Origin of the sequence: Solibacillus sp. FSL K6-1523 (assembly GCF_038005225.1) — a bacterium.
In the GTDB taxonomy this organism is placed as follows: Bacteria; Bacillota; Bacilli; order Bacillales_A; family Planococcaceae; genus Solibacillus.
In genome coordinates this window covers 901,497-928,068 of record NZ_JBBOSU010000001.1, presented here as the reverse complement: position 1 = coordinate 928,068, position 26,572 = coordinate 901,497, and the positions used below count along the sequence as shown (strand labels likewise).

Below are 26,572 nucleotides of genomic sequence, written 5' to 3'. Positions count from 1 at the left end.
TCACTCTTTCAATTCACGCTTATAATCAATAATGAATTGTATAAATTTGAAAAGAACAATCATCTTTAAGATAATTATTTATATTAATAACAACTTATTTTATCGTAAGGAGGATGTTTATGCAAGCTGTCGGCATTGTCGTAGAGTACAACCCTTTTCACAATGGACATTTACATCATGTACAAGAAGCAAAGCGTACAACGAATTCAGATGTAGCTGTCGCAGTAATGAGTGGGCAATTTCTTCAACGTGGAGAACCTGCACTCGTTGACAAGTGGCATCGCACAAAAATGGCATTGGCAAGTGGTGTTGATGTTGTCATTGAGCTCCCATATATTTTTAGTACAGCACAGGCAAATCAGTTTGCTACTGGCGCTGTCCAATTACTCCATGCGATGCAATGCACCACATTAGCATTTGGAAGTGAACAAGGTAGCATTGAGCCCTTTTTAAATAGCTATCATTTAATCGAAAACAATCGCCAACCATACAACCACACGATTAAAGAGCAGATTCAACTTGGTAAAAGCTATCCACAAGCGCTCTATTTCGCATATGAACAGCTTAAACAACAACACCCTAATTCATACATTGATTTAGCGCAACCGAACAATATTTTAGGCTTTCACTATGTAGAGGCAATCCAACAAATCAACAGCCCGATGCGACCTACAACAATCCAAAGAATTGCTGCTGGCTATCATGATTCCATCGATGTTCATCAAAAAATCGCCAGTGCCACTGGGATTCGGAAAGCATTATTTAGTGGGAATTCATTAGCGGATATTGCTCAATTTCTTCCGTCTGCTAGCTTTCAACAACTGGTGCAATGGCAGCAAACGCATCAACAATTTGCATCATGGGAAAACTTTTGGCCGCTCGTTAAATATGCCATTTTACGGCACACACCCGCACAATTACTCCAATATGCAGATGTTACGGAAGGTTTGCAAAATTCATTAATCAAACACGCTGCCAACAGTGCTACTTTTAGTGAATTTATGAATGCGCTCAAATCCAAACGTTACACTTGGGCACGTTTACAACGCATGATTACGCATATATATACTGGTATTACAAAAGAGCAACTACATGCGCATACGGAGCCCACTTGTTTGCGAATTTTAGGTATGACTGAAGATGGTCAACGCTATATTTCGAACATAAAGAAATCATTGGAGTTACCACTAATTAGCCGTGTTGCCGCTGTTGCTGACCCTGTTTTAGCACTGGATTTAAAGGCTACGCAAATGTATCAGTTAGGCATCGAACAATTTTCAACAGAAAAAATAGACGAAGATTATAAATCTCCGCCTATCCGCTTCTAATTGTTCGGTTCGAGCTTTTCTAAATACTGCAATGCATCATCAATCGTTTTTACTGGGACAATTTTCATTTTTGTCCCAATCTTTTCAGCTGTTTCCTTCGCTAGCTCATAATTTGAAACAATTTTTGGGTTACGCTCAAGCATCGCTTCTGTTATTTCATCGTCTGGCGCAAAGAAAATCGCCATGCCTTGTTTATCCGCTGTTACGACCTTTTTATCGATTCCACCAATCCGACCTACTTGCCCATCCTCGTGCATCTCACCTGTACCCGCAATTTTGTAACCTTTCGTTAAATCCGTATCGAGCAATTGGTTTAGTAACTCCAGTGTAAACATTAAACCCGCTGAAGGTCCCCCAATATCTTCTGTTTTAACCGTTACTTTAGGGTCCGTTGTAATTGCTTTACTTTCTGAATACGTAATGCCAATCCCGTAGCGACCCTCTGCTCCTGGAATTTCTTTAATTGTTAGTTTCTCGTCAATTAATTCATTCGCACGCTTCACTACAAGTTGAATTTCATCACCTTTTGTTTTTGGATTAACGATTTCAATAAATTCTTTCAAACTTTCTATCCGTTTGCCATCTGCTTCCACAATTTCATCACCCGGCTTTAGTATTCCATCTGCCGCACCGCCAGAAAGGATATTTAAAATATACAATCCCTTATACGTAATACGATAGTCTAATCCAGCTCGATTAAAAGCCACATACGTCGCGTTGAATTGTGAATCTGTCATGTATTTCAATTGGCGTAAATTATATTCTTCATCGTCCTCTTCTTCTTGGCGCACATCGGACATTTTGACAATATCATAAAAATCCCGTATTTGCGCTAACACATAAGTAATTGGCGTTGCACGTCCCATTGCAACGGTTGTCATATTAAACGTTCCGACATCATCTTCATCTCCGTTTTGAACGGAAATAAAATCTGCAATATTATACGTGCCACCAGGTCTTGTTACGTAATAATCCAGGCGATAAAATGATAGCACCCCAAAAATAATGATGAACAAACCTAATAAAATTTTCGATAACTTATTCATATAGCAACTCGCCCCCACCATCTTTGTACGACTATTCTATTTTGTATTCGCATATCATTAAGTGTAGCACTTGGACAATAGAATAACAAAAATTGAAGAGGATGAAAACCGCCATTTGGACAATCATTTTATGTGTTTCCTTGATCGTTTTATTATTGATGTTTCCTCAAGTTGCCCATGAAGGTGCCGATTTAGGCGTTTCTTTATTTATGGAGGCTTTATTTCCATATTTGTTACCCTACTTAATATTAACAAATTGGTTTATTCGATTAACTGCACAGCCTGTAACTACTGCTTCCTATTTCCTATTTTTTAAAACATATGTCATCAGTGCCGTTGGTGGTTTTCCAACTGGTGCAGCGACAATCGCCCATCTTTCAAAGCAAGGGCAACTTACACCAAAACAGGCTGCTTATTTACTTGGTATTTGTCATAGTCCAAGCCCACTTTTTGTTTTTGGTTTCGTTGCACATGACTTATTCCAATCCACCACAATCGCTTGGCAATATTTACTATTAGTCCATACCTTTTCTTTCATTTTATTAACGGTATCTTATTTTTACCTTCCAAAAGCAAATTTTACTGCACAGCCGTTCAAAAAGGATACTGAACCCTTTACAAATAGTATTAAAGATAGTGTGCCGACCGTTCTCATCGTAGCAGCAACAATCGTCTTTTTCACAACTGTATATAGCGTATTTTTACATAGCACGGATTCAATATTCCAAGCTTTACCTAAATATTTCCATTTAGCGGTTGCCGGCTTACTTGAAATGACGAATGGTTTGTATTTATTACACAATGTACTAATTGGAGACGCATTACTCCTTGCGACTGTTGTGCTATTAACAACACAAAGTTTAAGCATTCATTTGCAAGTTATCGTTATTGCTCGTTCAGCCAAAATTGCCATACGCCCTTATATTTGGATTCGATTATTGTATAGCTTAGTCATTCCAATACTGTTTTTCCTTATCTTCCTTTGAGCTTTGATTCGCTTTTATAAGAGAAAAAACGACAAGACCGATTAAAATAGTCTTGTCGTTTTAATTAATTAAATTTTTCTTTAAGTGCTTCTTCTACAATTGTTGGAACTAATTCACCAATATTCCCACCATATTTTGCGACTTCTTTTACGATGCTTGAGCTTAAAAATGAATATTGGTTTTTAGACATGATGAAAAATGTTTCGATATTTTCATCAAGCACTCGGTTCATTGACGTAATTTGCATTTCATATTCAAAGTCTGAAACAGCGCGCAGCCCACGTACAATTACTTTTGCCTTTTTTTCACGTGCGTAGTCAATGAGTAAACCTGATGAAGATTCGATACGAATGTTTGGTAAATCTATCGTTACCTCTTTCAGTAATTCGATGCGCTCATCAATGGAAAACAAGGATTGCTTTGCTGAATTATTTAAAACTGCCACATACACTGTATCAAATACATCCGCAGCTCGTCGGATAATATCTAAATGCCCTTTCGTTACTGGATCAAAACTCCCCGGTACTACTGCTATTTTGTCAGTCAATCGTTTCTCCCTCTTCCCCTGTGCCATTTTCAATTAGTGAGTGTTTAAACACTCACTGATTGACGATATATCGAGATAATCGTACTTCCATATGTTTCTTGACGCGTTAGCTTAAACGATCCAAAGCTTTCAGGTAATGTTAACTCTCTTGAATGCTCACAAAGAATAATCGCGTTAGCAGCTAATTTATCTCCTTGTACAAGTGCATCCACTAAGTCATAATATTCACTTTTATGATAGGGCGGATCGACAAATAAATAATCAATCTTCATATCTCTTTTCAGCAATGCTTTAACAGCTCGCATTGCATCTGCTCGAAATAACTCAGACACTTGCTCATAGCGGCATTTTTTAATATTTTCCTGCAACGTTTGGAAAGCGCGGCTATCTTTTTCAATAAATAGCGCACGGTCCGCACCACGACTTAACGTTTCAATCCCTAAGCCGCCACTCCCCGCAAATAAATCTACTGCAATCCCACCGTCAAAAAACGGTCCTATCATATTGAAAATAGATTCCTTTATTTTGTCAGTTGTTGGTCTTGTTGTATTTCCAGTAATTGCTTTTAGTGGCATCCCTTTTCGTTCTCCTGCGACTACACGCATGTATTCACCAAACCTTCTCTATCATCGTTATTCTTCTTCAGATGTTGTAATTGTAATGCGATTATTCGATTTTGTTAACTCAATTAAAAATAATCGTTGTAACCATGACTCTTCAATATAATATTGATCTGCTACGATTTTAATCGGCGTTGAAACGGTATTATAACGTCGTTGATTAAATACATAGAAGCCTGGCTCACTCGGGAAACGGAATGCGCGTGTTTCACTCGTTACATAATAGCCATTTTCTCCAATTTCAACTTGATAGCCAATCGCATTTAATAGCTCATTAGCAGAATATAACACTTCTCCATCTTTTAAAATAACATGAATATCCTTTTGTTCGTGCAAATTGACAAAGATTTCTCGTGAGTCAATATATAAAAACGGATAAAATGTTTTAGATTCCGCATTCATTGTAACGAAGTTTGTTGAAGATCCGAGTACCTCCGACAATTGTTCATCTAACACTTTTGCATTCATCTTTTCGCCTTCTAGCGCGATTAAACGTTCATTCCAATCCGCTAATTGTTGATCAGTCATTTGTCCCGTTATTGTTGAAGCAACTTCTTTAGTTTTTTCGCTTCCAAATACAGTGCCTGTCAAATACGAGGCAACAAGTTCTTTAATCCAATGGGGACTATCGCCAAATTGATAGCTCGTTTCTAACTGTGAAATAATGACCTTTTGTTGTACTTTAGCTACCGTAATATCTGGTAAAAAAAGCATACGATAACCTTCTAAACCATCCTTATTTGTCCCATTAATAACGGCTAAATGATCCTCATTTAAGAAATTTACTTGCTCAAGTTTGTCATAAAACGCAGCTTGTAGAGGCGTTTTGGAATAAATCGAAAGAATATCTGTTTGCTTTTGCAAATCAAATCCGCCATCTTGCCAGAATATGTCTTTAACAGGACCTGCTCCACTGAACATTACATAATTGACAAGGGTTAATTGTTGCTCACCAATTAATGGTAAACCAGTTACCCACTGCCCTTCAACATTGCGATCCGTTGTAATATGTACAGTCGAAAATAAAATATTACCATTATTTAATGTAGCAAAAATATTTTTCAATAATTTTCCTGATTGCAAACCATTTTCAAGCGGAATCACATACGAAATCGATTGCGCACGTGTTTCTCCTGCTTTAAATTTTGTCGAGTCTTCACTTAAACGTGCACAACTGTTTTCATTTTCTATAAAACAGTTTGGGTTTACAGCACTTTTTGGCCACTGGATCGCGATTTCTTCAGTCGGTAAATTTTTAAAATGCTGGCGAATGTCTAAGCTTTCCCCACGGTAAACAATTTCAATCTCTTGGGAGTAATGATACCCTTTGTCAACAGTGTCTAATTGTTCAGAATAAACTTGATACTGCACAAAAAGCATCGTCCCTATTATTACTGCTAAAAACGAAAAAAAACTTACGGCAATTTTCATGTGCCTGTCCTCCTGCATCATGATACTATTGTATGGAAAGGATGTGTCTTAATGATTCAACAATTTATTGAACTAGGTCAAGGCTATGGCGATGTTTTCGAGCTTTGCGAATTAATCCAAACGAATGAGCACCGTATCCATAACGCGTTCATCTTCACTGCTAATCATAATGGTAGCATGGTTGCTTCACTTGCAGTAGCGTTTAAGCCATCTGGTGAAAGCAAATTCATGCCGATTTATATTTGCCGCGAAGGTATTCCATACAATGAAGAAAAACCTTCGAAGCGTATCGAAATATTCCAGGAAGTTGTGCATGCAGCAAACAAACAAGAAAGTATTTTCGAAATAAAGCACTCTTCTATTTTTTCGGAAACAAATCAGTTTTATCAATACCTAATTGGAATTTTGCGGCTAAATCACTATTTACCACCAATGAATTAAATCAATTCCGCCTTAGCGGAATTGCGTCCAGATTTTTTTCGAGCTTGCTCGAAAACCTCATCTTAAAAATCTGTGACATCCGCTGGAAGCTTAATTTGATTTAGCTCAGGTAGAAATCCGCACCGAAAATAGTAGCAGATTACCGCTAAAGCAAGTTAAAGTCCGACTTTATAATCATATTCCTTAGCTTTATCAGGTTTTGAATTTTCAAATTCAGTCTTTAGGAGTGGTCGGTACGATTCTACAACGTCTTTTACAAATGGGAGACGTTGTATTTTATTTTTAAGTGATTCAATCTCATCTCGGTTACAATATATAACAACATATTTCAACTTTCTCGAAATAAAATTCACGTGACCATATTTTCGTAATGATTTGGCATGCTTCATTTGATGCACATACACAATCAACCCTTGTCTTTCATTCATGGAAAATCCCTCTTTTCTTATGTGCATTTCCGCTAAATTTCCACTTACATATCCAATAAAAGAATACCAAATGTACAATTTGTTAGCAACAGAGTTTAGACATCTCGGTATATTTTCCGCTATAATGGAAATAGTAGCGTGACAATATGTCTTATACGAAAGATTCACCATGTACGCTCTGTTTTTGTCACACTAATTTTTAGTTTAAAATTGAACAATGTATGGTTAAAGGGGGACGATATTATGGGTAAAAAAACGAACATTGCAATCGCCATTGCTGCAGCAAGTGCAGCTGCATGGGCTGGTTCAAAAGCGATTTCTAAACCACAAAAACGTGAATTAAAAGAGGCGCTACAATTTGAACGTCCAGTTGTCATTGCTCATCACGGCGGGGCAGGCTTAGCTCCTGAACACTCATTACTAGCATTTGATAAAGCGGCAACTTTTGGTGTGGATGGATTTAACATTAGCATCCGCCTTACAAAAGACGAGGAAATTATCGCCTTTCACGATGCCACAGTAGACCGAACAACGAATAGTTCTGGCTATGTAAAAGATATGACATTAACAGAGCTACAACAATTAAACAATGGCTATAATTTCGAAGACTTAGAAGGCAATCAACCTTATCGCGAAGAACATGTCGCAATTGTGACACTTCGAGAATTACTTGAGACGTATACAGACAAATTGTTTATCATTAATATTCAAGACAGTCCTGATACGTACGAGGGAAGCTTAATGCCTTCAAAATTATGGCGCTTAATTGAAGAGTTAGCTGTACAAAATCAAATTATCGTAACAAGTCCACATAGCGAACAAATTGACCGCTTTAATCTTTATGCCCGTAATAGCATTGCATTAAGTGCTGGTGAAGCAGATATTAAAAAAGCGATAACAGCCTTCACAAGTCAATTTGGACATCTCTACAATCCAAAAGTAGATTTATTCCAAGTACCGTTAAAATCAGGGGTTTTCAACTTTGATTCACAAAAATTTGTTAAATTTTTAGCGGATTTAAATGTCCCTGTTTTATATTCTGAAATTGACGATTTAGTGACAATGAACCGTGTTGTTCGACAAGGGGCCATCGGAGTCGTAACAAACCGACCAGATATCGCAAAAGTATTAATTCAAAAAGTAAATCAATAATTTTAGGAAGCTACCCCTTACGGAAGAACGTGAGAGGTAGCTTTTTTGATTTTTATGTGGTCAGCTTGAACATTCAACATTTTGCAGACCAGATATCCCTCATAAAAAAACACCACTTGCAAATAGTGCAAAATGGCGTTTTTTACTCTTCTAAAAATCTGTTACTTCCCTACATATTAACATCGGAAAACTTGTGCGTAAAACAAATTAAGCTGAACAAGAACAGCCGCCACCCGTACCGCAGCCCGTACCACAAGCTGAGCCCGCGCTCGCAAAAAACGGATTACTTACTGGAATCTTCACTGCTTCTGAAACAGAGTGTCCAATAATGAGACTAATTTCATCGAGTAAATCTTGGTAATCATTTTCCGCTAGCTTTAATGTTGCAACTTGCGCGTTTAAATCAAGCTGGCGTTTTTCTGTTCGTATTTGTTTCATAATTATATTGTAATCTGGATGGTACTTACCAAAACGCTGTACATCCTCATATTGATCTTTTATACGTTGAAAGGCCTTAATTCTTGCCGAAAGTTCGATATCCTCATAAACAGCTTGATACGCTTGGCGAAGTTTTTGAGCCTGCTCAGAGGAAAGAATCATCGCACTTAATTCATCAACCTCATCTAAAATGAAAACCCAATCAGAAGTCATGAGCATTGTATATTCCCCCAATCTATCACTTAATCATAACAGAAAAAGTAAGGAAATAAAGCGAAACAACTCTCTGAAATGGATTTTAGATTATCAACCCTTTTGGCAAAATACAGCCTCTATATGAGATTTCTTACATCAAAGTCATAGAAACTGTTGTTTAACTTATATATACATATTCACGTAACTTCCAGCTGCTTTAAAATTCGTTCCACACATTCTTTATCTGAGAAATGCATCGTTTGCTGTCCAATCTGTTGTGTTTGCTCGTGTCCTTTTCCTAAAATAACAACCGTATCCCCAAGACGCGCCATTTTGATGGCTTTTTCAATCGCCTGCTGCCGATCCAGTACGCTTTCAAATTGTTGTAACGATGAAAATCCTTTTCTAATTTGTTCGTTAATTTTCTGTGGGGATTCCCCTCTTGAATTATCCGTCGTTAAAATAATGTAATTAGCAAAAGCTGAGGCTACCATGCCCATTTTCGGCCGTTTTGCTTGATCCCGGTCACCGCCGCAACTAAATACAACAATTAACCGATTCTGTGTATGTTTCTTTAATGTTTGTAAAATTCCTTTCATTGCATCTGCTGTATGGGCGTAATCAATATAAATCGCCAGTCCAAGGGGATTTGGTATTTGTTCAAATCTTCCTTTTGGCAATGACAAAGATTGCGTAGCCTGACAGAGTTCATGGAATGGAAGCCCTAGTATAACAAGACTTGAAAGCGCTGCAAGCACATTATTTCTTTGATATTCACCGATAATCGGCAATGTCACAACATGTTTTTCGCCATCCGCTTGAACGCAACATACTGATACATTACTCGTTTCATATAAAAGTTGTAAATGTACATCGACTTTATTACCTGTTCCAAAATAATATTTTTTATTTTTCGCGATAATTCCAATGGAACGACAAACCGCATCATCATTATTAATAAGAATTTTCTTTGTAAGCTTTGTTAATAGCTGTTTAGACTTCTTATATTCATCAAAACTGCCATGATCCTCGATATGATCTTCCGTGACGTTTAAAAATACCCCTAAAGAAACATCACAATGATCTAACCGGTGCTTGGCTAAACCCATTGACGAAGCTTCTAATACTACATAATCAATTTTTTGTTCCAACGCCTTCGATAATAAAAATTGTAAATGTTTCGCCTGTAGCGTCGTTAACGATTCTAATTCTTGATAACATTTTTCCCCATCAATAAATACACCATTCGTTCCGATTACCATAACGCGCTGTTGTAATTTATTTAATAGTTGCCCGATAAAATGTGTTACGGTCGTTTTCCCATTCGTTCCTGTAACAGCAATAACGCTTAACGCTTCAGCAGGAAACCCATATAATTTGGCACTAGCAAAGGCTAAAAAACTTAAACAATTCGGTACCCATATGATAGGAATAGGAAGCTTCAATGAATCAAACTGCATTTCATCCTCAACCGCAACCGCTACTGCACCTTTCTCCATCGCCTCATCCAAAAATGTTAGTCCATGATAATGTTTTCCTTTTCGCGCGATAAATAAATCACCCGGTTTTATCTTTCTTGCATCATCTTCAACATGATTAATTTCTACACGAATCGAACCCTTCACTGTGCAAGGCCAATCTTTTACTAATTCTGCAAGTTGCACGCCCACACTCCTCCATTTACTATATGAAATGAAAGTAAAAACGACACAAAAACGTTCACCTCATGAGATGAACGTTTACTTTGCTTCTATATAGATTTGCGTAAAATAATTAACAAATGCCCCTGACCCAATTCGATTAAATCGGTCATTTAAAATTAAATCTCGATGTTCTTTCGAATTAATCCAGCCATGCACGACTTCAATCGCATCTACATAATTGGTTGCGCTATTTTCTCCAGCGTGCTGATAGATGATTTCATGCGCATCTAGACGATTTGTTAACGTATCGATTGTAGTATCTTGCGTCAACTTATTATTTAAAAATATTTGTTCACTGTGGTCTCCAGCAATTGTTACTAACTGCCCCATGTACTGTAATACTGGCAACTCATTTTTTTGGCGGAATGAATTAACAAGCTCTGTTAATTGCTTGCCGTTCGCTAAATTAATTTCGATTTGTTTGAAACTAGACGGTGTACTTGCTTCTAATAATTCTCCCGCAAATTGTAATTCATAAGGCTTATGCACCACTAACGTTTGACCATCCAAAAAACGAACACCTTCCAACTGCTGTTTTTCTTCATCTATGTATAATTGTGCAAAAACGTCTTCATATTTTACTAAAATTCGATTTTGCATATCCATTTCATTCATTGCAAACATATAGATATTTTCATCAATTTTCACTGATACTTCTTGTTCAATAATCGTCATACGATACACGTCATCTAAAGTTTGACCTATTTGATAAGGTGCTATATTAAAATTCACATCATTTGTATACACTTGCGTAACGATTTCTTGATCTACTCCAACCATTAATGTTTGACCTTTTCCATCATATACCCACCATTCATAGTCAAATGCAGAAACATCCACCCGATTTGGTTTTCCATACTGTTCTACTATTTCTTCGCTCGATTTTCCAATATACGTGGAAAGTCCGGTTGTTGGTCTTGGTAAATCATCTCCATTTAGATTACCAGGTACTACATTCGAGACTGGTTGTGTAATCTGATTGGGTCCTTCTAATAGTCCTGTCGTTGAATCGTCAAAATTTGAATAATAATAAACCATCCCTAAACATGTAGCAACAATTAATATACGAAATAACGCTTTCATAAGCCCCCTCCTCAGGTGCAACTTCCTCCTCATAATTATACCAATTGTAGACACTATGACACAATGTTGTCATTGCAAGAATTACCATTTTGCTCTATTATTAAATTTGAGCGTATACTTATGTACGATATACAAAAGGAGGATATCTAGATGTATTTTGAAAACACACAACTTGAAGAAGTTAAAGTTGATCAAGAAGTTTTATCTACAGTAATGGGTAAATTCGGTTTAGAATGCCACGGTGCATGGGATTATGACCGTATGACATTTGACCGTTGCTTCGATGTACGTGAAGGTCGTTTTTATTTACGCGTTTTCTGCAACGCCGTATCAGGTGATGTAGGAGCCCACAATGCCACTTTAAACATTAACAAACCAGCAATCGGTAAATACTACTACCCACACGGTGTAGAATATACTGACGAAGTATTCCCAGCACATCTTGTCAAAGAATGTGAAACAGTATTATCTAATGTTCGTAAAGAACTATCTGCATACGGAATTTAATTCACCTAAAAAGCTGGTATATTACCCAGCTTTTTTATGTGGAGATTTCCTCTAATCTACTTTTCCCTTACATAAAAGGCTCCCTATATTCAATATAGAGAGCCTTCTTTCATCTAAAAACCTAAAATTGCCTTAATTACCGATGTCGTTTCTCCACCTTCATAGAACACATATAAAAGTAAATAAACTAATACACCTGTAATGGCAACAAAGAACCAAATAATACTTGTAATTGGACCGATTTTACGATGTAATTTTAAGTTATTTTTAAACCCTGATAATAAACTTGTAAGACCGAATACAGCACCAACTGTCGCCAATGTAATATGGAAAATTAAAAAGGTTGTATAATACCCTTTTAATTCATCGGGTCCACCAAAAGCTGTATTGCCTATGAAAACGGTTCTTGAAGCATAAATAATAAAGAAGGTAAGTGCTGATGCACCTGCTGCCATCATTACTTTTTTATGTGCCTCGATTTTTCTTTGTGCAATTAATACCCACCCAATCGCTACTAATATAGCACTAACAACGATGAAGAATGTACTAATTGTCGGTAATAAAGGTACGCCCATTTCAAAATCCCCAATCTACATAAAGTGAAATTCCAACGAAAACGATTTTATTGATAACGCGTTCGATTTTGGAATTCCTTTAAAGCATTTTCCGTAATTTCCTTTTGACTCGTACGCTCTGTATCCCACCATTTGCGGAAAATACGGAACAATAGAACACCAAAAATAATTTCTTGAATAATCTTCATTAACACGCCACCCACTTGTTGGTCTGCTAATAAACTCATATTCGAGAATAGTTCGGGACCTGATAAAGAAAGGCCCGAAAGCGTGGATGCTGGCACACATAATTCCATCGCCTTTAACCACATCGCACTGTCACTGTATGTAAGATACACTGGACTCGATGCAAAAATGATTAGTGCGCAGGCCGGTGTAATTAAAACCGCATTGGAAGCAATATAGCCAAGCTTATGAATATTTTTCATTTGATGCTGACCTTCAATATTATTCAGTAAAGGCCAATACATAAATAATGCGGATATAAACAAAACTACCGTGAAGACACCATGAAACGTCTCATTCAATTTAATCGTATCAAAAACTGAAGGTAAATGATAAATCGAGAATAAACCTATGAAACCTAGGATACCCACTAATGGTCTTGTAAAGATTTTAAAAATTGTCCGGATAACAGGTGCTTCCACAACCACTTTCCAAACCCACCAAGGAATACCTTTAATAATAAATATCGGTACTAAAAGTAAAAGTATCGCCATTTGCGTCATATGCATCGCAAACATAATATGACCGAGTAAATCAATTGGTGAGCCCTTTATAATATACAGCACAATCATACCAAGAATGAAGTAAATTGCCTCACTCTTCTTTAATGGTTCACTTACTTTAAAATCTTTTCTCCAAGTAATCGTCACTAAAAAATAGACTACAGTTAAAAATACGATTAATCCTATTAAGTATGGGCTCCATAAAGCCTGGAAACCAAAAATACTAAGTGGCATATAGATCCTGCTCCTTTTAATTTAATTCAGCAAATGAATTTGTACCAAAAGCGAAGCGACAGGTACAGAAGTCACCCTACTTCTTAAGTGGGAGATGAATGCTAAAAGGCAATTTCATTCAGTGGGGATTCAAACCCGACTGAATCAAATTAAGCCCCGGCGATGTCACAGATTTTAAAGGGGAGCAGGAAGTCAGCCTAAGGACGTCACATCGTGTGACAACGGCTGACTGACCCACGTCCTGTGGCCCCAAGCTCGAAAAAAATCTGGACGCAATTACGCCGAGACGTAATTGATCATCAGTTACTTCATTATAGATTGCCTATTCTTTAACTTCAATGGAAGAACTATGACAATTACTTGACATCAAACATGTATTTTAGGTATTGCTTAAAGCATTGTGATATTTCGTATATTCAATTTATGTAAAAAAACCGTCCTCAGCTATATGCTAAGAACGGTTTTTTCTGAATGATTAGCCCCACCAAATGATTGTCGTAAACGCTACAAAGAACGTGAACGCAAGGAAGGCTCCACTCCAAATAAAGAACTCAATAACACCAACCATATGTGTAGAACGGTCTTCTAAGTGCATGAATGCATAAAGTTGCAATACTACTTGAATACCAGCTAACAATAAAATTATTGGTGCAATAAACGTTGCTGGAAAGCCTGCAACAACCGAAGCAAACGAGACAAATGTTAAGAAAATCATTATCGCAAAGTTTACTACTTGTTTACGCATATGCGCTTTTGCATGTGCTCGATCATATTCATATTGTGCTTGAGTACGTACTTCTATATGAGTTTCGTGTGACATATTATCCCAACACTCCCATCAGATATACTACCGTAAAGATGAATACCCATACAACGTCAATGAAGTGCCAGTATAATGATGCAGCAAAGAACTTCGGTGCGTTGTATAAGTTTAATCCACGTCCGCTGTTGCGGATGATTAAACCTGTAATCCAAATTAAACCAATAATAACGTGAATCCCGTGCATCCCAACGAGCGTAAAGAACGCAGAAGAGAATGCAGATTGAGTATAACCAAAACCAATTTTCACATAGTGTTGGAACTCATAAATTTCTAAACATAAGAATCCTAAACCTAAAAGAACTGTAATACCCATCCAAGTACGAACGCCGTTAAAATTATGATTCTTCATGTGATACATTGCATATACAGAAGTTAAAGATGATGTTAAAAGTAACATCGTCATAATGAATGCTAATGGCAGCTCATACAAGTCTTTAGCAGCAAATGTCATACCTGCTGGACCAGAGTCTTTTAGTGCGATATAAGTAGCAAACACACTTGCGAATAGAACAGTATCAGAAGCAAGGAAAATCCAAAGACCTACAATTTTGTTCTTTCCTTCTAATGTTGCTTGTTCAGGGTGTTTTGGCCAAGTTTGTGGAGTGAATTTTTGATTAAGATCCATTACTTGTTACCCCCTTTTTTACCTGTTGCACGGTAGTGAGCTAAGTCAGCTTCAATTGTTTCAATTTCTTTAACTGTAACATGGAAACCAAGGTCGTCTTTGAATGAACGAATAATCATACATGCAATCGTCAAACCTAAACCACCGATGATTAACGCTAATGAAACTGCTGGTGTCGTACCTGTTGCTGTACCCGCTTGCACTTGATCGCCCCACGGACTATATAATGCTCCGAATGCAGCAATCATCGTACCAATTGACATAATTAAAGGTAAAATAGATCCGTTTGGCATGTGAATTTCGCCTAGTGGCTCAGCATATACCATACCTTCTTTGTTACCTTCTTCTTTTTCAATCCAATATGGATCATATCCACGAATAAGTGGCGTTTGTTTAAAGTTATAGAATGGTAGTGGCGTTTCGATTGCCCACTCAAGTGAACGACCATCTCCCCAGTAGTCACGTTTGTTAACTGGTTTCGATTTAATCGATAATAATACGTCTACTACTAATAAAATTACTCCGATACCCATCATAATGGCACCGATCGTTGAAATGAAGTTGAATAAATCCCAACCTTGACCGCCCATATACGTGAATACACGACGTGGCATACCCATTAATCCTAGGAAGTGCTGTAAGAAGAACGTTAAATGGAAACCAATGAAGAATACCCAGAAAGTAAGTACTCCTAGTTTATGATTTAACGTACGGTTAAACATAATCGGCCAGTAGAAGTGAGCTGAACCGAATAAAGCAGTTACGATACCACCAACAATTACGTAGTGGAAGTGAGCTACGATGAAATATGAATCATGTAGTTGGTAGTCAAGTGGAGCAGTTGCCTGCATGACCCCTGTAACACCACCCGCAACGAATGACGGGATGAAACCAAGTGCATAAAGCATTGGTACTGTAACTTTAATAGACCCGCCCCAGATGGTTAAGATCCAGTTGAATACTTTCATACCTGTTGGAACGGCAATTGCCATTGTTGCAACAGCGAAGATTGCGTTCGCAGTAGCACCTAAACCAACTGTAAACATGTGGTGAGCCCATACCATGAACCCTAAGAAACCGATTAAAATCGTTGCGAATACCATTGAAGAATATCCGAATAAACGTTTACGAGCGAATACTGGGATAATTTCAGAGAATAACCCAAACGCTGGTAATACTAAAATATATACTTCTGGGTGACCGAAAATCCAGAATAAATGCTCCCAAATAATTGTGTTACCACCCATTGTATGATCGAAGAAGTTTGCTCCGAACATACGGTCAACTAACATTAAGAATAATCCACCAGTAAGTGGAGGGAATGCAAATAAAATTAACGAACTTGATACCATTGATGTCCAAGTAAATAATGGCATACGCATGAACGTCATACCAGGAGCACGCATCGTAATAATTGTTACGATGAAGTTAATACCAGAAATTAATGTACCTGCACCAGATATTTGTAGACCTAAAATATAGAAGTCAATACCATGTCCTGGTGAATATAAAGATAATGATGCATAAGATGTCCACCCTGCATCAGGTGCTCCACCTAGGAAGAACGAAAGGTGAAGGAAAACAGCACCAATAAAGAATAACCAAAAACCTAGCGAGTTTAAGAATGGGAATGCAACGTCACGCGCACCAATTTGGAGCGGTATAATTGCGTTCATAAATGCGAATAATAATGGTGTCGCTGCTAAGAATAGCATCGTTGTACCATGCATTGTTAATAGTTCGTTAAATAGGCCTGCAGAGATGAACGTACTTTCAGGGAACATTAACTGAATACGCATCAGTAACGCTTCAAAACCTGCAATAGCGAAGAACAATGTACCGGCAGCTAAATACATAATGGCGATTTTTTTATGATCGACCGTTGTTAAATAGTCCCATACATGTGCCCCAAAGCCCTTTTTCTGTGTAACAGAGCTCACAACATTAACCTCCTTCAAAGTTTCTATCTAATTATTTGATTATTTTTCAATTGTTAACGTCATTAAGTATTCAGAAATTGCTTTCGCTTCTTCTTCAGTAACGTTGTATTTACCAGTCATTGTATTACCTGGTTTGTAATATTCTGGATCCATAATCCAATCTGTAGTAGCTTCTACTGTGTGATCCATGAAGCCAGCTACACGGTTACGATCACCAAATGTTGTTAAGTTTGGACCCATACCAGGACCCGCAACAGCCGAAACTGCGTGACAGCCTAGACAAGAGTTTGCAAATGTTGCTTCCCCAACGTTAGCAGATTCTGCACTTGCCGTGTTACCTTCAGTAGCTTGCATTGATGCTACCCATGTATCAAACGCAGAACGTTCAAGTGCTTTTACTTTGAAATCCATTAATGCATGGGAAGGACCACATAACTCCGCACATTTACCGTAGAATACGCCTTCACCTTCATTTAAATCTTTTGATTCTTTACCAAATTCTAGATAAAATTTGTTAATCCCATCAACGTTCGTGTCCATTTTTCCACCAACAGCAGGAATCCAGAATGAGTGCTTTACATCAGTAGCGATTAAATTGAAGTATACTTTTTCACCAGTTGGCACTACTAATTCTTGTGCAGTAATAATACCTTGCTCTGGATATTCAAATTCCCACCAATATAATTTTGCCGTTACATTTACTGTAAGCGCTGTTTTGTTTCCGTTTTCATCTACTTCATCCATTGCAGCAACATCCGCAAATTTAAAAGTAGAGTTTAACAATGGAACCGTTATGATTAATAATAGGATAATCGGAATAACTGTCCAAATCACTTCTAGTGTGTGACTTCCTTCAACTTGCTTTGGCACGTGGTTGTCGCCAAGTCTAGAACGACGGAACTTAAAGAAAGCAACTAAATAGATAGCCGACACTACTATTACTACAGCGAACATGATTATAGATGTAAGTAATAGAAGATTTAATTGTTCTTTACCAACTGCACCTGCTGGGCGAAGTGTAGAAATATATTCTTCACCACATGCTGAAAGGAAAACTGTCATTACTGTTAATAGCGAGAATAAACGCCATTTTTTAAGCCCTTTCATCATAGCTTAATAAACCCCTCTTTCTTTGTTGTATTTTCATGTGTAACCAGGACTGTGGTTATGCTCTATGTGAATTCTTAAGTTAGAAAGAATTCCGAAATAGTGAGAAAAGAATTTTGAAATAGGTATAGTTCATAGCTAACGAATGACAAAATAGCCTCCGTTAATGATCATCCTACATTCTTAACGATTAGTAGCCGGTGGATATTGATAACACCATATTCCACGTGTCTACACTTAACTGCCCATCCATCGAAATGATACTTCCTGTATGTCAGGTGGCGTACCATATTACATAGATTAATTCCCTTTTTGTCCTCACATGTTGGCCGCGAACGATGCCATCAAAAACAAACTTTTGCTTACTTTTTAATCAGAGTCTATGTACTAAGGTTTTGGTTGCTTATCATCTACCTTTTTTAGGTTGACCTTAAACAAGTCATAACGTAAATTGTTAACGCTATGAAAATAAATGATTTACAATTCGTAATTTCATTTGGGTCATTATGAGTTAGAAAATTTGCAAAATTCTTTTGAATATTGTGATTAAGTTTGAATGAACAATCCCAACCTTATGAGTGCAAGAAGATTATTCAAAAAAATTCTAGCAGGTAGATTCCTATTTCAGCAGATTAAAAACAGAACCTTTCAATACATTACCTCTCCTTTCAAATTTGTAAGCATTTTCCGCTACCCTAACTATATCTAAATTTGTATCGGATTTCTAGACGTTTCGTGAAATTTCGACGAACAGAATTCGAAATGCAAGTAAAACGTTTAGAAATCTAAATCAACAACTATATAGTAATGCATTTTCTTACAATATTTGTGAAGGATAGGAGACAAATTTATGAACAATTTGTGAAAAAATGGTTGCCCATAATACAGAAATTATGAATGAAGTTGTCTTTTATCCATTTATTCGCTATTATCTAAAACTAGAGACGCTTTTTTTATGAGCGATGTTGAATATCAAAGTAGGTGACTTACTTTATGCAACACAAATATAGTAGATTTTTAAAATGGTTTGCTGTCGCGGCAACTATTGGTATGTTGCTCATCCTTTTAGGTGGTGCACTCGTTACAAAAACAGATAGTGGATTAGGTTGCGGACGAAACTGGCCTGATTGTAACGGTTCTTTAATACCAAAGGAAATAACGACAGAAGTTTTAATTGAATTCTCACACCGCGTTGTGACTGGTGCCGTTTCCATCTTCATTCTTGTATTAACTGTTTGGACTTGGCGCTCTTTAGGACATATTCGTGAAGTGAAGTTTTTAGGTTCCATGGCCATGTTCTTCCTTATTTTGCAGGCTTTAATCGGGGCTGCACAAGTTTTATGGGGACAAGGTGATTTTATTTTAGCGTTACACTTTGGCATTTCATTAATCTCATTTGCTGCAGTGTTATTGCTCACATTAATTGTATTTGAAGTAGATACAAAATTCGACGCAGATAAAATTTATATGAGCAAAAAGTTAAAATTACATACGATTAGTGTCACTTTATATTCATATGTCGTTGTTTATTCAGGTGCATTAGTACGCCATACGGACGCTAGCTTAGTTTGCCCTGACTGGCCATTGTGCCGAAATGATCAACCGCTCTCCATTCCATATAATTTATACGAATGGGTGCAGATGGGACATCGTTTTGCTGTATTGTTATTTGTTGTTTGGATTGCTTACATTACGATTTATGTTGTGAAAAATTACAAGCAACAACGTGTTATTTATTGGGGCTGGATACTTGCAGCCATCATTGTCGTTTTACAAGTGCTAGCAGGGATGCTTGTCGTACTGTTAAAATTACAATTATTCGTCGCATTAATGCACTCATTATTAATCACATTATTATTCGGACTGCTTTGTTATATGATTTTACTCGTATCTCGAAGCAAATAAAAAAATCTGACCCACATTCTCATTGGGTCAGATTTTTTAATTCTATAAAATATTTTATTCTAATTCTATTAATAGATCACCAGTTGAAATTGCATCACCTGCTAAGGCGTACACTTCTTTTACAACACCATCTTTTGGCGCTTGAACAGTTGTTTCCATCTTCATAGCTTCTGTAATTAATAAATGATCCCCTCGTTTTACCGTACTGCCCTTGTTGACAACAACTTTTAATACTGTCCCAGGCATTGTTGCCCCAATTTGATTCGGATTTGCTGGGTCTGCTTTTAAAGCAATGCTACCATCTACTTCTACCGTTAAATCTTGAATGACAAGCTCACGTGATTGGCCGTTCATTTCAAAATAAAGGACACGCGTACCATCATGTTGAGGCTCCCCAATTGAAACGAGTTTAATAATTAATGTTTTTCCTTTTTCAATCTCTACTTCAATTTCTTCACCTAATTTTAAACCATATAAGAACGTCGGCGTATCCAATACGGAAATATCGCCAAATAAATCGAATGCTTGGACAAATTGTTCAAACACTTTTGGATAAAGGGCATAAGCTAAAAGTTCTTGCTTCGAAGGTGTACGTTTTATTTTCCCTTCTAACTCCGCTGATAACGCTTCAAAATCGACTGGTGCTAGTAACTCTCCTGGTCGCACTGTAATCGCTTCACGCTCTTTTAACACCACTTGCTGAAGCTCTTTCGGGAACCCACCATGCGGCTGTCCTAAATAACCTTGGAAAAATTCGATAACAGACTCCGGGAAGTCTAGTGCCATGCCGCGTTCTAACACATTTTCTTCCGTTAAATCATTTTGCACCATGAATAATGCCATATCTCCAACTACTTTTGATGATGGCGTTACTTTTACGATGTCGCCAAACATTAAGTTTACTGTTGAATACATTGTTTTCACTGCGTCCCAGCGATCACCTAACCCGACCGCTTTCGCTTGTTGTTGTAAATTACTGTACTGACCACCTGGCATCTCATGTACATAAACTTCCGAGTGCGGTGCATTCATCCCACTTTCGAAGTCGACATAATATTTGCGAACATCTTCCCAGTAATAAGAAAGCTTCTCTAAACTTTCAATATCCGCACGTACAGCACGATCCGAACCTTTCATTGCATAGTACAATGAGTTCGCACTTGGTTGTGATGTTAAGCCAGCCATAGAGCCTAATGCCGTATCAATAATGTCTATACCCGCTTCAATTGCTTTTGCGTATACAAAAATTCCATTGCCGCTCGTATCATGTGTATGCAAGTGTATCGGTAAGTCGGTTGCTTCTTTTAACTCTGAAATTAAGCGGTAAGCTGCCTGTGGTTTCAATAACCCCGCCATATCTTTAATCGCTAAAATATGAGCACCAGCCGCCTCTAGTTCACGCGCCATATCCTTGTAATATTGCACCGTATATTTTGCACGTGAATCATCCAAAATATCTCCCGTGTAACAAATCGATGCTTCTGCTATTTTGCCACTATTGCGCACTTCATCAATTGCAACTTCCATCCCTTTAATCCAGTTTAACGAGTCGAAAATACGGAATACATCAATGCCTGACGAAGCCGACTCTTGTATAAATTCACGAATTAAATTATCCGGATAGTTTGTATAACCGACCGCATTTGCACCGCGCAATAACATTTGGAACAGCACATTCGGCATTTGCTCACGTAATTTTTCTAAACGATGCCATGGATTTTCCTTTAAGAAGCGATACGCGACATCAAATGTAGCCCCGCCCCACATTTCCAGTGAAAAGTAATTATGCATAAGTCGCGCTGTTTCATCTGCAATTTGGAACATATCTTGTGAACGAATGCGTGTTGCGAGTAAAGATTGATGTGCATCACGGAATGTTGTATCTGTTAATAAAACATCTTCCTGCTCTTTAATCCACTTTACTAAACCATCCGCACCACGCGAATCTAAAATTTGCTTTGTCCCATTTAACGTTGGAATAAGTATGTCTACTTTCGGCTTTTCAGGTTGCACGAAAATCGGCTTAGCTCGTTTTTCAACCCCAGGGAATCCGTTTAACGTGACATTCCCAATATAGTTTAATAGTTTTGTACCACGGTCTTTGCGCTCAGGGAATTCAAATAATTCCGGTGTTGTATCAATAAAGCTCGTATCAAATTCACCTGTAATAAACTTCTCATGAAGAACGACATTCCCTAAAAACGGAATATTTGTTTTGACACCACGAATACGGAATTCACGCAAGTTTCGGTCCATTTTGGCAGCAGCTTCCGTAAACGTCATACCCCATGTTGAAATTTTCACCAGTAATGAATCATAATACGGCGTTACAACTGCCCCTTGGAAACCATTCCCTGCGTCTAATCGGACACCAAAGCCCCCACTTGAACGATATACCATTAACTTACCCGTATCTGGCATAAAGTCATTCGCTGGATCTTCCGTCGTAACACGCGATTGAATCGCAAATCCAAAGAGCAGAATTTTATCTTGCGCCGGAATGCCGACTTCTGGAGAATGTAAATTTTGTCCTTGAGCTACTTTTATTTGTGCATGAACAATATCAATTCCTGTAATCATTTCAGTAATTGTGTGCTCTACTTGAATGCGCGGATTGACTTCGATGAAATAAAACGCATCATTTGCCACTAAAAACTCCACAGTTCCTGCATTAATGTAGTCAACATTTTTCATTAGTTTTACCGCTGCATCACAAATGCGATTGCGCAAATCTTCTGAAATCGAATTCGATGGAGCGATCTCTACGACCTTTTGATGTCGACGTTGAATCGAACAGTCACGCTCATATAAATGGACAATATTGCCGTGCTCATCACCAATAATTTGCACTTCGATATGCTTTGGCTTAATAATTGCTTTTTCAACATATACTTCATCCGAACCGAATGCCGCTTTCGCTTCTGATTTCGCACGCTCATAAGCGGATGCTAATTCCTCTGCATGCTGCACTAAACGCATCCCACGTCCACCGCCACCAAGTGCGGCTTTAATCATAATCGGATATCCGTGTGTTTCACCAAAAGCACCGACTTCTTCAAGACTATCTACTGGACCATCCGTCCCCGGAATCACTGGAATATCTGCTTGAATTGCTTGTTTTCGGGCCTTTACCTTATCTCCAAACATATCTAAATGAGCAGAAGTTGGTCCGATAAATTGGATCCCTTCTTCTTCACAGCGGCGAGCAAACTCTACATTTTCTGCTAAAAAGCCATACCCTGGATGAATTGCATCAACATTTGCATCTTGAGCAATTTTGATGATGTCCTCAATATCCAAATAAGCATCAATTGGTTTTTTACCTACCCCTACAATGTATGCCTCGTCTGCTTTATAACGATGATAAGAACCACTATCTTCACGCGAATAAATCGCTACCGTATTAATATGTAGTTCATTACATGCACGTAAAATCCGAATGGCAATTTCGCCACGGTTTGCTACTAGAATCTTTTGAATCGACTTCATTTCTCCCCATCCCCTCATTACTTTCTTTTTTCTATTTTGTGATACGTGGAGACATTAATTAATATCCCCATTGCTACGGATAGCAATAGTATAGAAGTACCGCCATAGCTAATAAAAGGTAGCGTTACCCCAGTTAACGGGATGATCCCCGATAAACCACCTAAATTAATAAAAGTTTGTAATCCAATCCAAGTAGATATGCCCGCAGCTAGCATACGCGCTAGCGGGTCTGTTGTGATCATCGCAATATAAAAACCGCGTATTACAATGAAGCCTAATCCTAAAATAACAATCGAAACACCTAATAAGCCTAATTCCTCTGCAATAACCGCCATAATAAAGTCAGTTTGTGGTTCTGGTAAGTATCCGAGCTTTTGAATTGATTGACCGAGACCTTTCCCCTCTAATCCCCCAGATCCAATCGCATAATAACCATTTACAACTTGATAACCAGAACCTTGTGCATAAGCAAACGGATCTAAATAAGAGGTAAAGCGCCCAATTCGGCTGGCAGTAGTAATCGACTCCCACTTAAGAAGTAAGAGCGCTGATACGACAACAGCTCCTAAACCGGAAATCATACCAAAAATTCTCAATAAGACTTTTCCTCGTAAACCGCTTGTCACAACGACAGACATTGCAATGACAAAGATAATAAAGAGCGCACCAACATCCGTCTCTAACCCAACACAGCCAAGTATAAATAACCACATACCTAACGGAAACGATATATCATCAAATTTCAAAAGTTGCGCGGAACCTTTATTGATACTTTTACGATAAAATGTTCCGGCAAAGAAAATAATAATGAACAATTTTGCAAATTCTGAAGGCTGAAAGTTCATGAGCCCGAAAATACTAATCCAACTTTGAGAACCTGTCGTTGTTTTACCATTTCCGGCAAATGTTACCCAAAACTCCAAAATTATCATTAATACCATAAGTGGCATTAATATCACTTTACTACTCAGTCGTTTATACGGCACAATGACCACAACTAAAAATAATAGAAAGGCCAGCAACAGATTCGTTCTTTGTCTTATGTAATAATAATCGGGACTGGCATCTAAATAAACAATCGATACCCAAATACTTGAACTATAAATCATGACTAATCCGAATAAGCTTAAAAACATATAAACAATAAACAACCCATAGTCAAAATTACGTAAATACTGTTTAAAATAATTTTTCATCTATCAAAACCTCTTTTTTGAAAAAAAAACCCAAACCGCTTGGAGCGTTTGAGTTTTCTTTTATTTGTCTGTATATGCTTCGTGCAATAAAGAAAGTTCTTTTTCAAGTGAATTTAAAATTCCCTTTCCTTGCTCACGTTCAATCAACCCGAGTTTTACGGCGAAATCAATCTCACGTGATAAGCCAAACATTTGTGTATCTAAAACTTCTTCATATAATGGACAAGATGGCATTGTTAAATTATCCATTTGTACGCGAATTAATTGAGCAATTTTATCTGCATCCGCAGTTAATAGCTCGAATGCTTTTTCCTGAAAGGAAGCTTGTGCTTTCGTATCCATGAGGACGCCCCCATCTATGATATTTCTTCGATTCTATCTTAGTAAAGTGTATCTTTTTACATTCAAAAATGCAAGTGTCTTTGTATGATTTACGAGTAATCAATTATATTTCTTTCTAGATTAAATAGCGTTATAATAGAAACGATATTAGGTAAGGGGGACGCGAGAATGGTCGAAACAATTATTCCAATTAAAGGTGCCGTAACGTACCAGCTAACATTGGATCCAACTGTCTGGATTTTTGATGATCGAAAACTTGATCTTACTACATATTTCATTACGGAAAAGGTAGAAGAAGACAATGAAAAATATTTAAGAGATATGGGTGCACACTGGTCACGCGAAATAATGGAAGGTGCGGTATTCCCACCGACATTGAAAACGGAGCGTAAATTTGACCGTAAAGGTATGTTAACAGGGACATTTGGGATGAACTTAAATCCATTCCTTATAAATGCACAAGTGAATGAAGGAGCTACTGAAGTTGTTTTGGAATGCTCTACAAATGAAGAATATTCTTTCTCAATCGAAGAAGCAAGCACACTCATTTTAAAATTCAGTCAAGATGGGCAACCATTATTAGGAGATGGACCTGTTCATATCCTATTTGCTGACGGTTCAAATATTGACCATCCGATCAAAAATGTGACAGCGATTCGTGTTCAATAGGAGGAAATTTCATGCGTGTAAAATGTGTTATTTGCGATACGATACATGATTTACAAGATGATTTACCGTTAGCTAAAAAACTGCGTAATCGCCCCATTCATACGTTTATGTGCAGTACGTGTTCTACACGCGTAACAGAAAACACCGGAAAACGATTAGAAACAGGGAAATTTCAATTTTTCCGTACTTCGTCAAAATTTGATGAAGAATTTTAACCGTGATATTTCTTTAAATTTAATAAAAAGAGTGCCGATTTGACTCAATCGGCACTTTTTTATGGTCTTTTACAAATTTTATATGCGTTGGACTATACAAACGGAAATATCCTACATGCGCGAATGAAATGCAAGTACAGGTTTAGTTGTTGAACCATTTTTATCAAAATTCAAATTTTTGCTGATCAAATGCGATATCCCCAAAACTTTTTGCTGTAATCGAGCTTAATTGGAAAAACTGTATAACTTCATATGAAACGCCTTCATAATCTCGTTCATCTTCTACTACAAATGTTTCTACTTGTACAGGCACATCCGCAACTTCAGCCTTTAAAGTTCGGGCAATTTCAGCAGCAGCGTTTTCAGTAAGAGACTTTGGTAAGATCATTCTCACTGTTATATTTTCAAGGTTCACTTCTTTATAAGTACTGTTTTCTGTTAAAGGTTGCATCTGTGCATCTGTCATTACAAGACCATCAATCTGTTGCTTTAATAGCTCATTAATTTGCACATTAATATTTTCTTCGTAATACTTTCCTGTAAATTTATCCTCTTGAACATCGAAATCATACACAATTTCCGAGCCATTTGATTGAACAGTCAACTCAAAATTACTACTAAATATACTCGCTGTTGATTTTGCCATAACAAAATCCTCTTGATACAGTTCACTTAACTTTTCTGTCGCCTGATCTTCTTTAGATGAAGCGATAAATGCCGGTACAAATACGATAATCGCTAAAATGGCTAGCACAATACTCGTACTCATAACGACTTGCTTTCTTGTAAATGTCATTGTAATCTTCTCCAATCTTTTAT

At 37.4% G+C, this 26,572-nt stretch carries 26 protein-coding genes; 8 read left to right on the top strand and 18 right to left on the bottom strand.

The annotated features are described in order from the left end of the window. Window positions 1–119: 119 nt before the first annotated feature. Window positions 120–1,328: a nucleotidyltransferase gene (locus MHI10_RS04220; protein WP_340783254.1), complete on the top strand. Its 1,209-nt coding sequence runs from the start codon at window positions 120–122 to the stop codon at window positions 1,326–1,328. Here MHI10_RS04220 and MHI10_RS04215 read toward each other — a convergent pair. After that, window positions 1,325–2,374 (bottom strand): SepM family pheromone-processing serine protease, encoded by a 1,050-nt coding sequence (locus tag MHI10_RS04215; protein WP_340783251.1) that lies wholly within the window; start codon window positions 2,372–2,374, stop codon window positions 1,325–1,327. The two genes, MHI10_RS04220 and MHI10_RS04215, sit on opposite strands and share 4 nt — an antisense overlap. A 101-nt stretch (window positions 2,375–2,475) precedes the next feature. Here MHI10_RS04215 and MHI10_RS04210 point away from each other — a divergent pair, with 101 nt between their 5' ends. After that, window positions 2,476–3,360 (top strand): hypothetical protein, encoded by an 885-nt coding sequence (locus tag MHI10_RS04210; protein ID WP_340783249.1) that lies wholly within the window; start codon window positions 2,476–2,478, stop codon window positions 3,358–3,360. A 64-nt stretch (window positions 3,361–3,424) separates the two neighbouring features. On the opposite strand, the gene coaD is transcribed toward MHI10_RS04210, so the two are convergent. Genes coaD through MHI10_RS04195 form a run of 3 tightly spaced genes read right to left on the bottom strand, consistent with a single transcriptional unit; the run spans window position 3,425 to window position 5,958 of the window. Continuing rightward, a complete protein-coding gene (gene coaD / locus MHI10_RS04205; RefSeq protein WP_340783248.1) occupies window positions 3,425–3,907 on the bottom strand; it encodes a pantetheine-phosphate adenylyltransferase in 483 nt (160 codons plus the stop codon). Between the two features lie 44 nt (window positions 3,908–3,951). After that, the gene (gene rsmD / locus MHI10_RS04200; RefSeq protein WP_340783247.1) at window positions 3,952–4,512 is read right to left on the bottom strand and encodes a 16S rRNA (guanine(966)-N(2))-methyltransferase RsmD; all 561 of its coding nucleotides are present in this window, start codon (window positions 4,510–4,512) and stop codon (window positions 3,952–3,954) included. Window positions 4,513–4,539: 27 nt separating this feature from the next. After that, window positions 4,540–5,958 carry an RNA polymerase II gene (locus MHI10_RS04195; protein WP_340783246.1) on the bottom strand — a complete coding sequence of 473 codons (1,419 nt, stop codon included), beginning with the start codon at window positions 5,956–5,958 and terminating at the stop codon, window positions 4,540–4,542. Window positions 5,959–6,009: 51 nt separating this feature from the next. Here MHI10_RS04195 and MHI10_RS04190 point away from each other — a divergent pair, with 51 nt between their 5' ends. After that, window positions 6,010–6,399, top strand: a complete 390-nt coding sequence (locus tag MHI10_RS04190) for a DUF7147 family protein (protein WP_340783245.1) — start codon at window positions 6,010–6,012, stop codon at window positions 6,397–6,399. 155 nt (window positions 6,400–6,554) lie between these two features. Here the strand turns inward: MHI10_RS04190 and MHI10_RS04185 are convergent, their stop codons facing one another. Further along, the gene (locus MHI10_RS04185; protein ID WP_099422663.1) at window positions 6,555–6,827 is read right to left on the bottom strand and encodes a YlbG family protein; all 273 of its coding nucleotides are present in this window, start codon (window positions 6,825–6,827) and stop codon (window positions 6,555–6,557) included. A gap of 243 nt (window positions 6,828–7,070) precedes the next feature. Here MHI10_RS04185 and MHI10_RS04180 point away from each other — a divergent pair, with 243 nt between their 5' ends. Then, window positions 7,071–7,979 carry a glycerophosphodiester phosphodiesterase family protein gene (locus MHI10_RS04180; protein WP_340783239.1) on the top strand — a complete coding sequence of 303 codons (909 nt, stop codon included), beginning with the start codon at window positions 7,071–7,073 and terminating at the stop codon, window positions 7,977–7,979. Between the two features lie 207 nt (window positions 7,980–8,186). Here MHI10_RS04180 and MHI10_RS04175 read toward each other — a convergent pair whose 3' ends face one another. From MHI10_RS04175 to MHI10_RS04165, 3 genes are all read right to left on the bottom strand, one after another. Continuing rightward, entirely contained in the window at window positions 8,187–8,636 is a 450-nt protein-coding gene (locus tag MHI10_RS04175) for a YlbF family regulator (RefSeq protein WP_340783237.1), read from the bottom strand. A 173-nt stretch (window positions 8,637–8,809) separates the two neighbouring features. Continuing rightward, the gene (locus MHI10_RS04170) at window positions 8,810–10,276 is read right to left on the bottom strand and encodes a UDP-N-acetylmuramoyl-L-alanyl-D-glutamate--2,6-diaminopimelate ligase (RefSeq protein WP_340783235.1); all 1,467 of its coding nucleotides are present in this window, start codon (window positions 10,274–10,276) and stop codon (window positions 8,810–8,812) included. 75 nt (window positions 10,277–10,351) lie between these two features. Next, window positions 10,352–11,398 carry a CAP domain-containing protein gene (locus tag MHI10_RS04165; RefSeq protein WP_340783232.1) on the bottom strand — a complete coding sequence of 349 codons (1,047 nt, stop codon included), beginning with the start codon at window positions 11,396–11,398 and terminating at the stop codon, window positions 10,352–10,354. Window positions 11,399–11,548: 150 nt separating this feature from the next. On the opposite strand from MHI10_RS04165, the gene MHI10_RS04160 reads away from it, so the two are divergent. After that, the gene (locus tag MHI10_RS04160) at window positions 11,549–11,905 is read left to right on the top strand and encodes a YugN family protein (RefSeq protein WP_340783228.1); all 357 of its coding nucleotides are present in this window, start codon (window positions 11,549–11,551) and stop codon (window positions 11,903–11,905) included. Window positions 11,906–12,018: 113 nt separating this feature from the next. Here the strand turns inward: MHI10_RS04160 and MHI10_RS04155 are convergent, their stop codons facing one another. The 6 genes from MHI10_RS04155 to coxB all read right to left on the bottom strand — a co-directional run bounded on the left by MHI10_RS04155 (window position 12,019) and on the right by coxB (window position 17,940). After that, window positions 12,019–12,480, bottom strand: coding sequence for a DUF420 domain-containing protein (locus MHI10_RS04155; protein WP_340783226.1), 462 nt, complete (start codon window positions 12,478–12,480; stop codon window positions 12,019–12,021). Between the two features lie 47 nt (window positions 12,481–12,527). Further along, window positions 12,528–13,442 carry a cytochrome c oxidase assembly factor CtaG gene (gene ctaG / locus MHI10_RS04150; RefSeq protein WP_340783223.1) on the bottom strand — a complete coding sequence of 305 codons (915 nt, stop codon included), beginning with the start codon at window positions 13,440–13,442 and terminating at the stop codon, window positions 12,528–12,530. Window positions 13,443–13,917: 475 nt separating this feature from the next. Beyond that, a complete protein-coding gene (locus MHI10_RS04145) occupies window positions 13,918–14,262 on the bottom strand; it encodes a cytochrome C oxidase subunit IV family protein (protein ID WP_340783221.1) in 345 nt (114 codons plus the stop codon). A 1-nt stretch (window position 14,263) separates the two neighbouring features. Further along, complete coding sequence (locus tag MHI10_RS04140) at window positions 14,264–14,890, bottom strand: cytochrome (ubi)quinol oxidase subunit III (protein WP_340783220.1); 627 nt, start codon at window positions 14,888–14,890, stop codon at window positions 14,264–14,266. Continuing rightward, the gene (locus MHI10_RS04135) at window positions 14,890–16,830 is read right to left on the bottom strand and encodes a cytochrome c oxidase subunit I (protein ID WP_340783219.1); all 1,941 of its coding nucleotides are present in this window, start codon (window positions 16,828–16,830) and stop codon (window positions 14,890–14,892) included. Before MHI10_RS04135 ends, MHI10_RS04140 begins: the two co-directional genes overlap by 1 nt. A gap of 39 nt (window positions 16,831–16,869) precedes the next feature. Next, window positions 16,870–17,940: a cytochrome c oxidase subunit II gene (coxB, locus tag MHI10_RS04130; protein ID WP_340783217.1), complete on the bottom strand. Its 1,071-nt coding sequence runs from the start codon at window positions 17,938–17,940 to the stop codon at window positions 16,870–16,872. Window positions 17,941–18,930: 990 nt separating this feature from the next. Between coxB and MHI10_RS04125 the strand changes: the two genes are divergently transcribed. After that, window positions 18,931–19,842 (top strand): COX15/CtaA family protein, encoded by a 912-nt coding sequence (locus MHI10_RS04125; protein ID WP_340783216.1) that lies wholly within the window; start codon window positions 18,931–18,933, stop codon window positions 19,840–19,842. 54 nt (window positions 19,843–19,896) lie between these two features. On the opposite strand, the gene pyc is transcribed toward MHI10_RS04125, so the two are convergent. From pyc to MHI10_RS04110, 3 genes are read right to left on the bottom strand one after another with little or no spacing between them, the layout of a single operon-like run. Further along, window positions 19,897–23,331 (bottom strand): pyruvate carboxylase, encoded by a 3,435-nt coding sequence (pyc, locus tag MHI10_RS04120; RefSeq protein ID WP_340783214.1) that lies wholly within the window; start codon window positions 23,329–23,331, stop codon window positions 19,897–19,899. A 17-nt stretch (window positions 23,332–23,348) separates the two neighbouring features. Next, window positions 23,349–24,527, bottom strand: coding sequence for an FtsW/RodA/SpoVE family cell cycle protein (locus MHI10_RS04115; RefSeq protein ID WP_340783212.1), 1,179 nt, complete (start codon window positions 24,525–24,527; stop codon window positions 23,349–23,351). Between the two features lie 60 nt (window positions 24,528–24,587). After that, window positions 24,588–24,869 carry a YlaN family protein gene (locus MHI10_RS04110; RefSeq protein WP_340783211.1) on the bottom strand — a complete coding sequence of 94 codons (282 nt, stop codon included), beginning with the start codon at window positions 24,867–24,869 and terminating at the stop codon, window positions 24,588–24,590. Between the two features lie 168 nt (window positions 24,870–25,037). Here MHI10_RS04110 and MHI10_RS04105 point away from each other — a divergent pair, with 168 nt between their 5' ends. Together MHI10_RS04105 and MHI10_RS04100 are read left to right on the top strand one after the other, a co-directional pair. Further along, the gene (locus MHI10_RS04105; RefSeq protein WP_340783209.1) at window positions 25,038–25,538 is read left to right on the top strand and encodes a peptidyl-prolyl cis-trans isomerase; all 501 of its coding nucleotides are present in this window, start codon (window positions 25,038–25,040) and stop codon (window positions 25,536–25,538) included. An 11-nt stretch (window positions 25,539–25,549) separates the two neighbouring features. After that, a complete protein-coding gene (locus MHI10_RS04100) occupies window positions 25,550–25,753 on the top strand; it encodes a DUF2197 domain-containing protein (RefSeq protein ID WP_057985705.1) in 204 nt (67 codons plus the stop codon). A gap of 163 nt (window positions 25,754–25,916) precedes the next feature. Here the strand turns inward: MHI10_RS04100 and MHI10_RS04095 are convergent, their stop codons facing one another. Then, window positions 25,917–26,549 carry a fucose permease gene (locus tag MHI10_RS04095; protein ID WP_340783208.1) on the bottom strand — a complete coding sequence of 211 codons (633 nt, stop codon included), beginning with the start codon at window positions 26,547–26,549 and terminating at the stop codon, window positions 25,917–25,919. Window positions 26,550–26,572 lie beyond the last annotated feature (23 nt).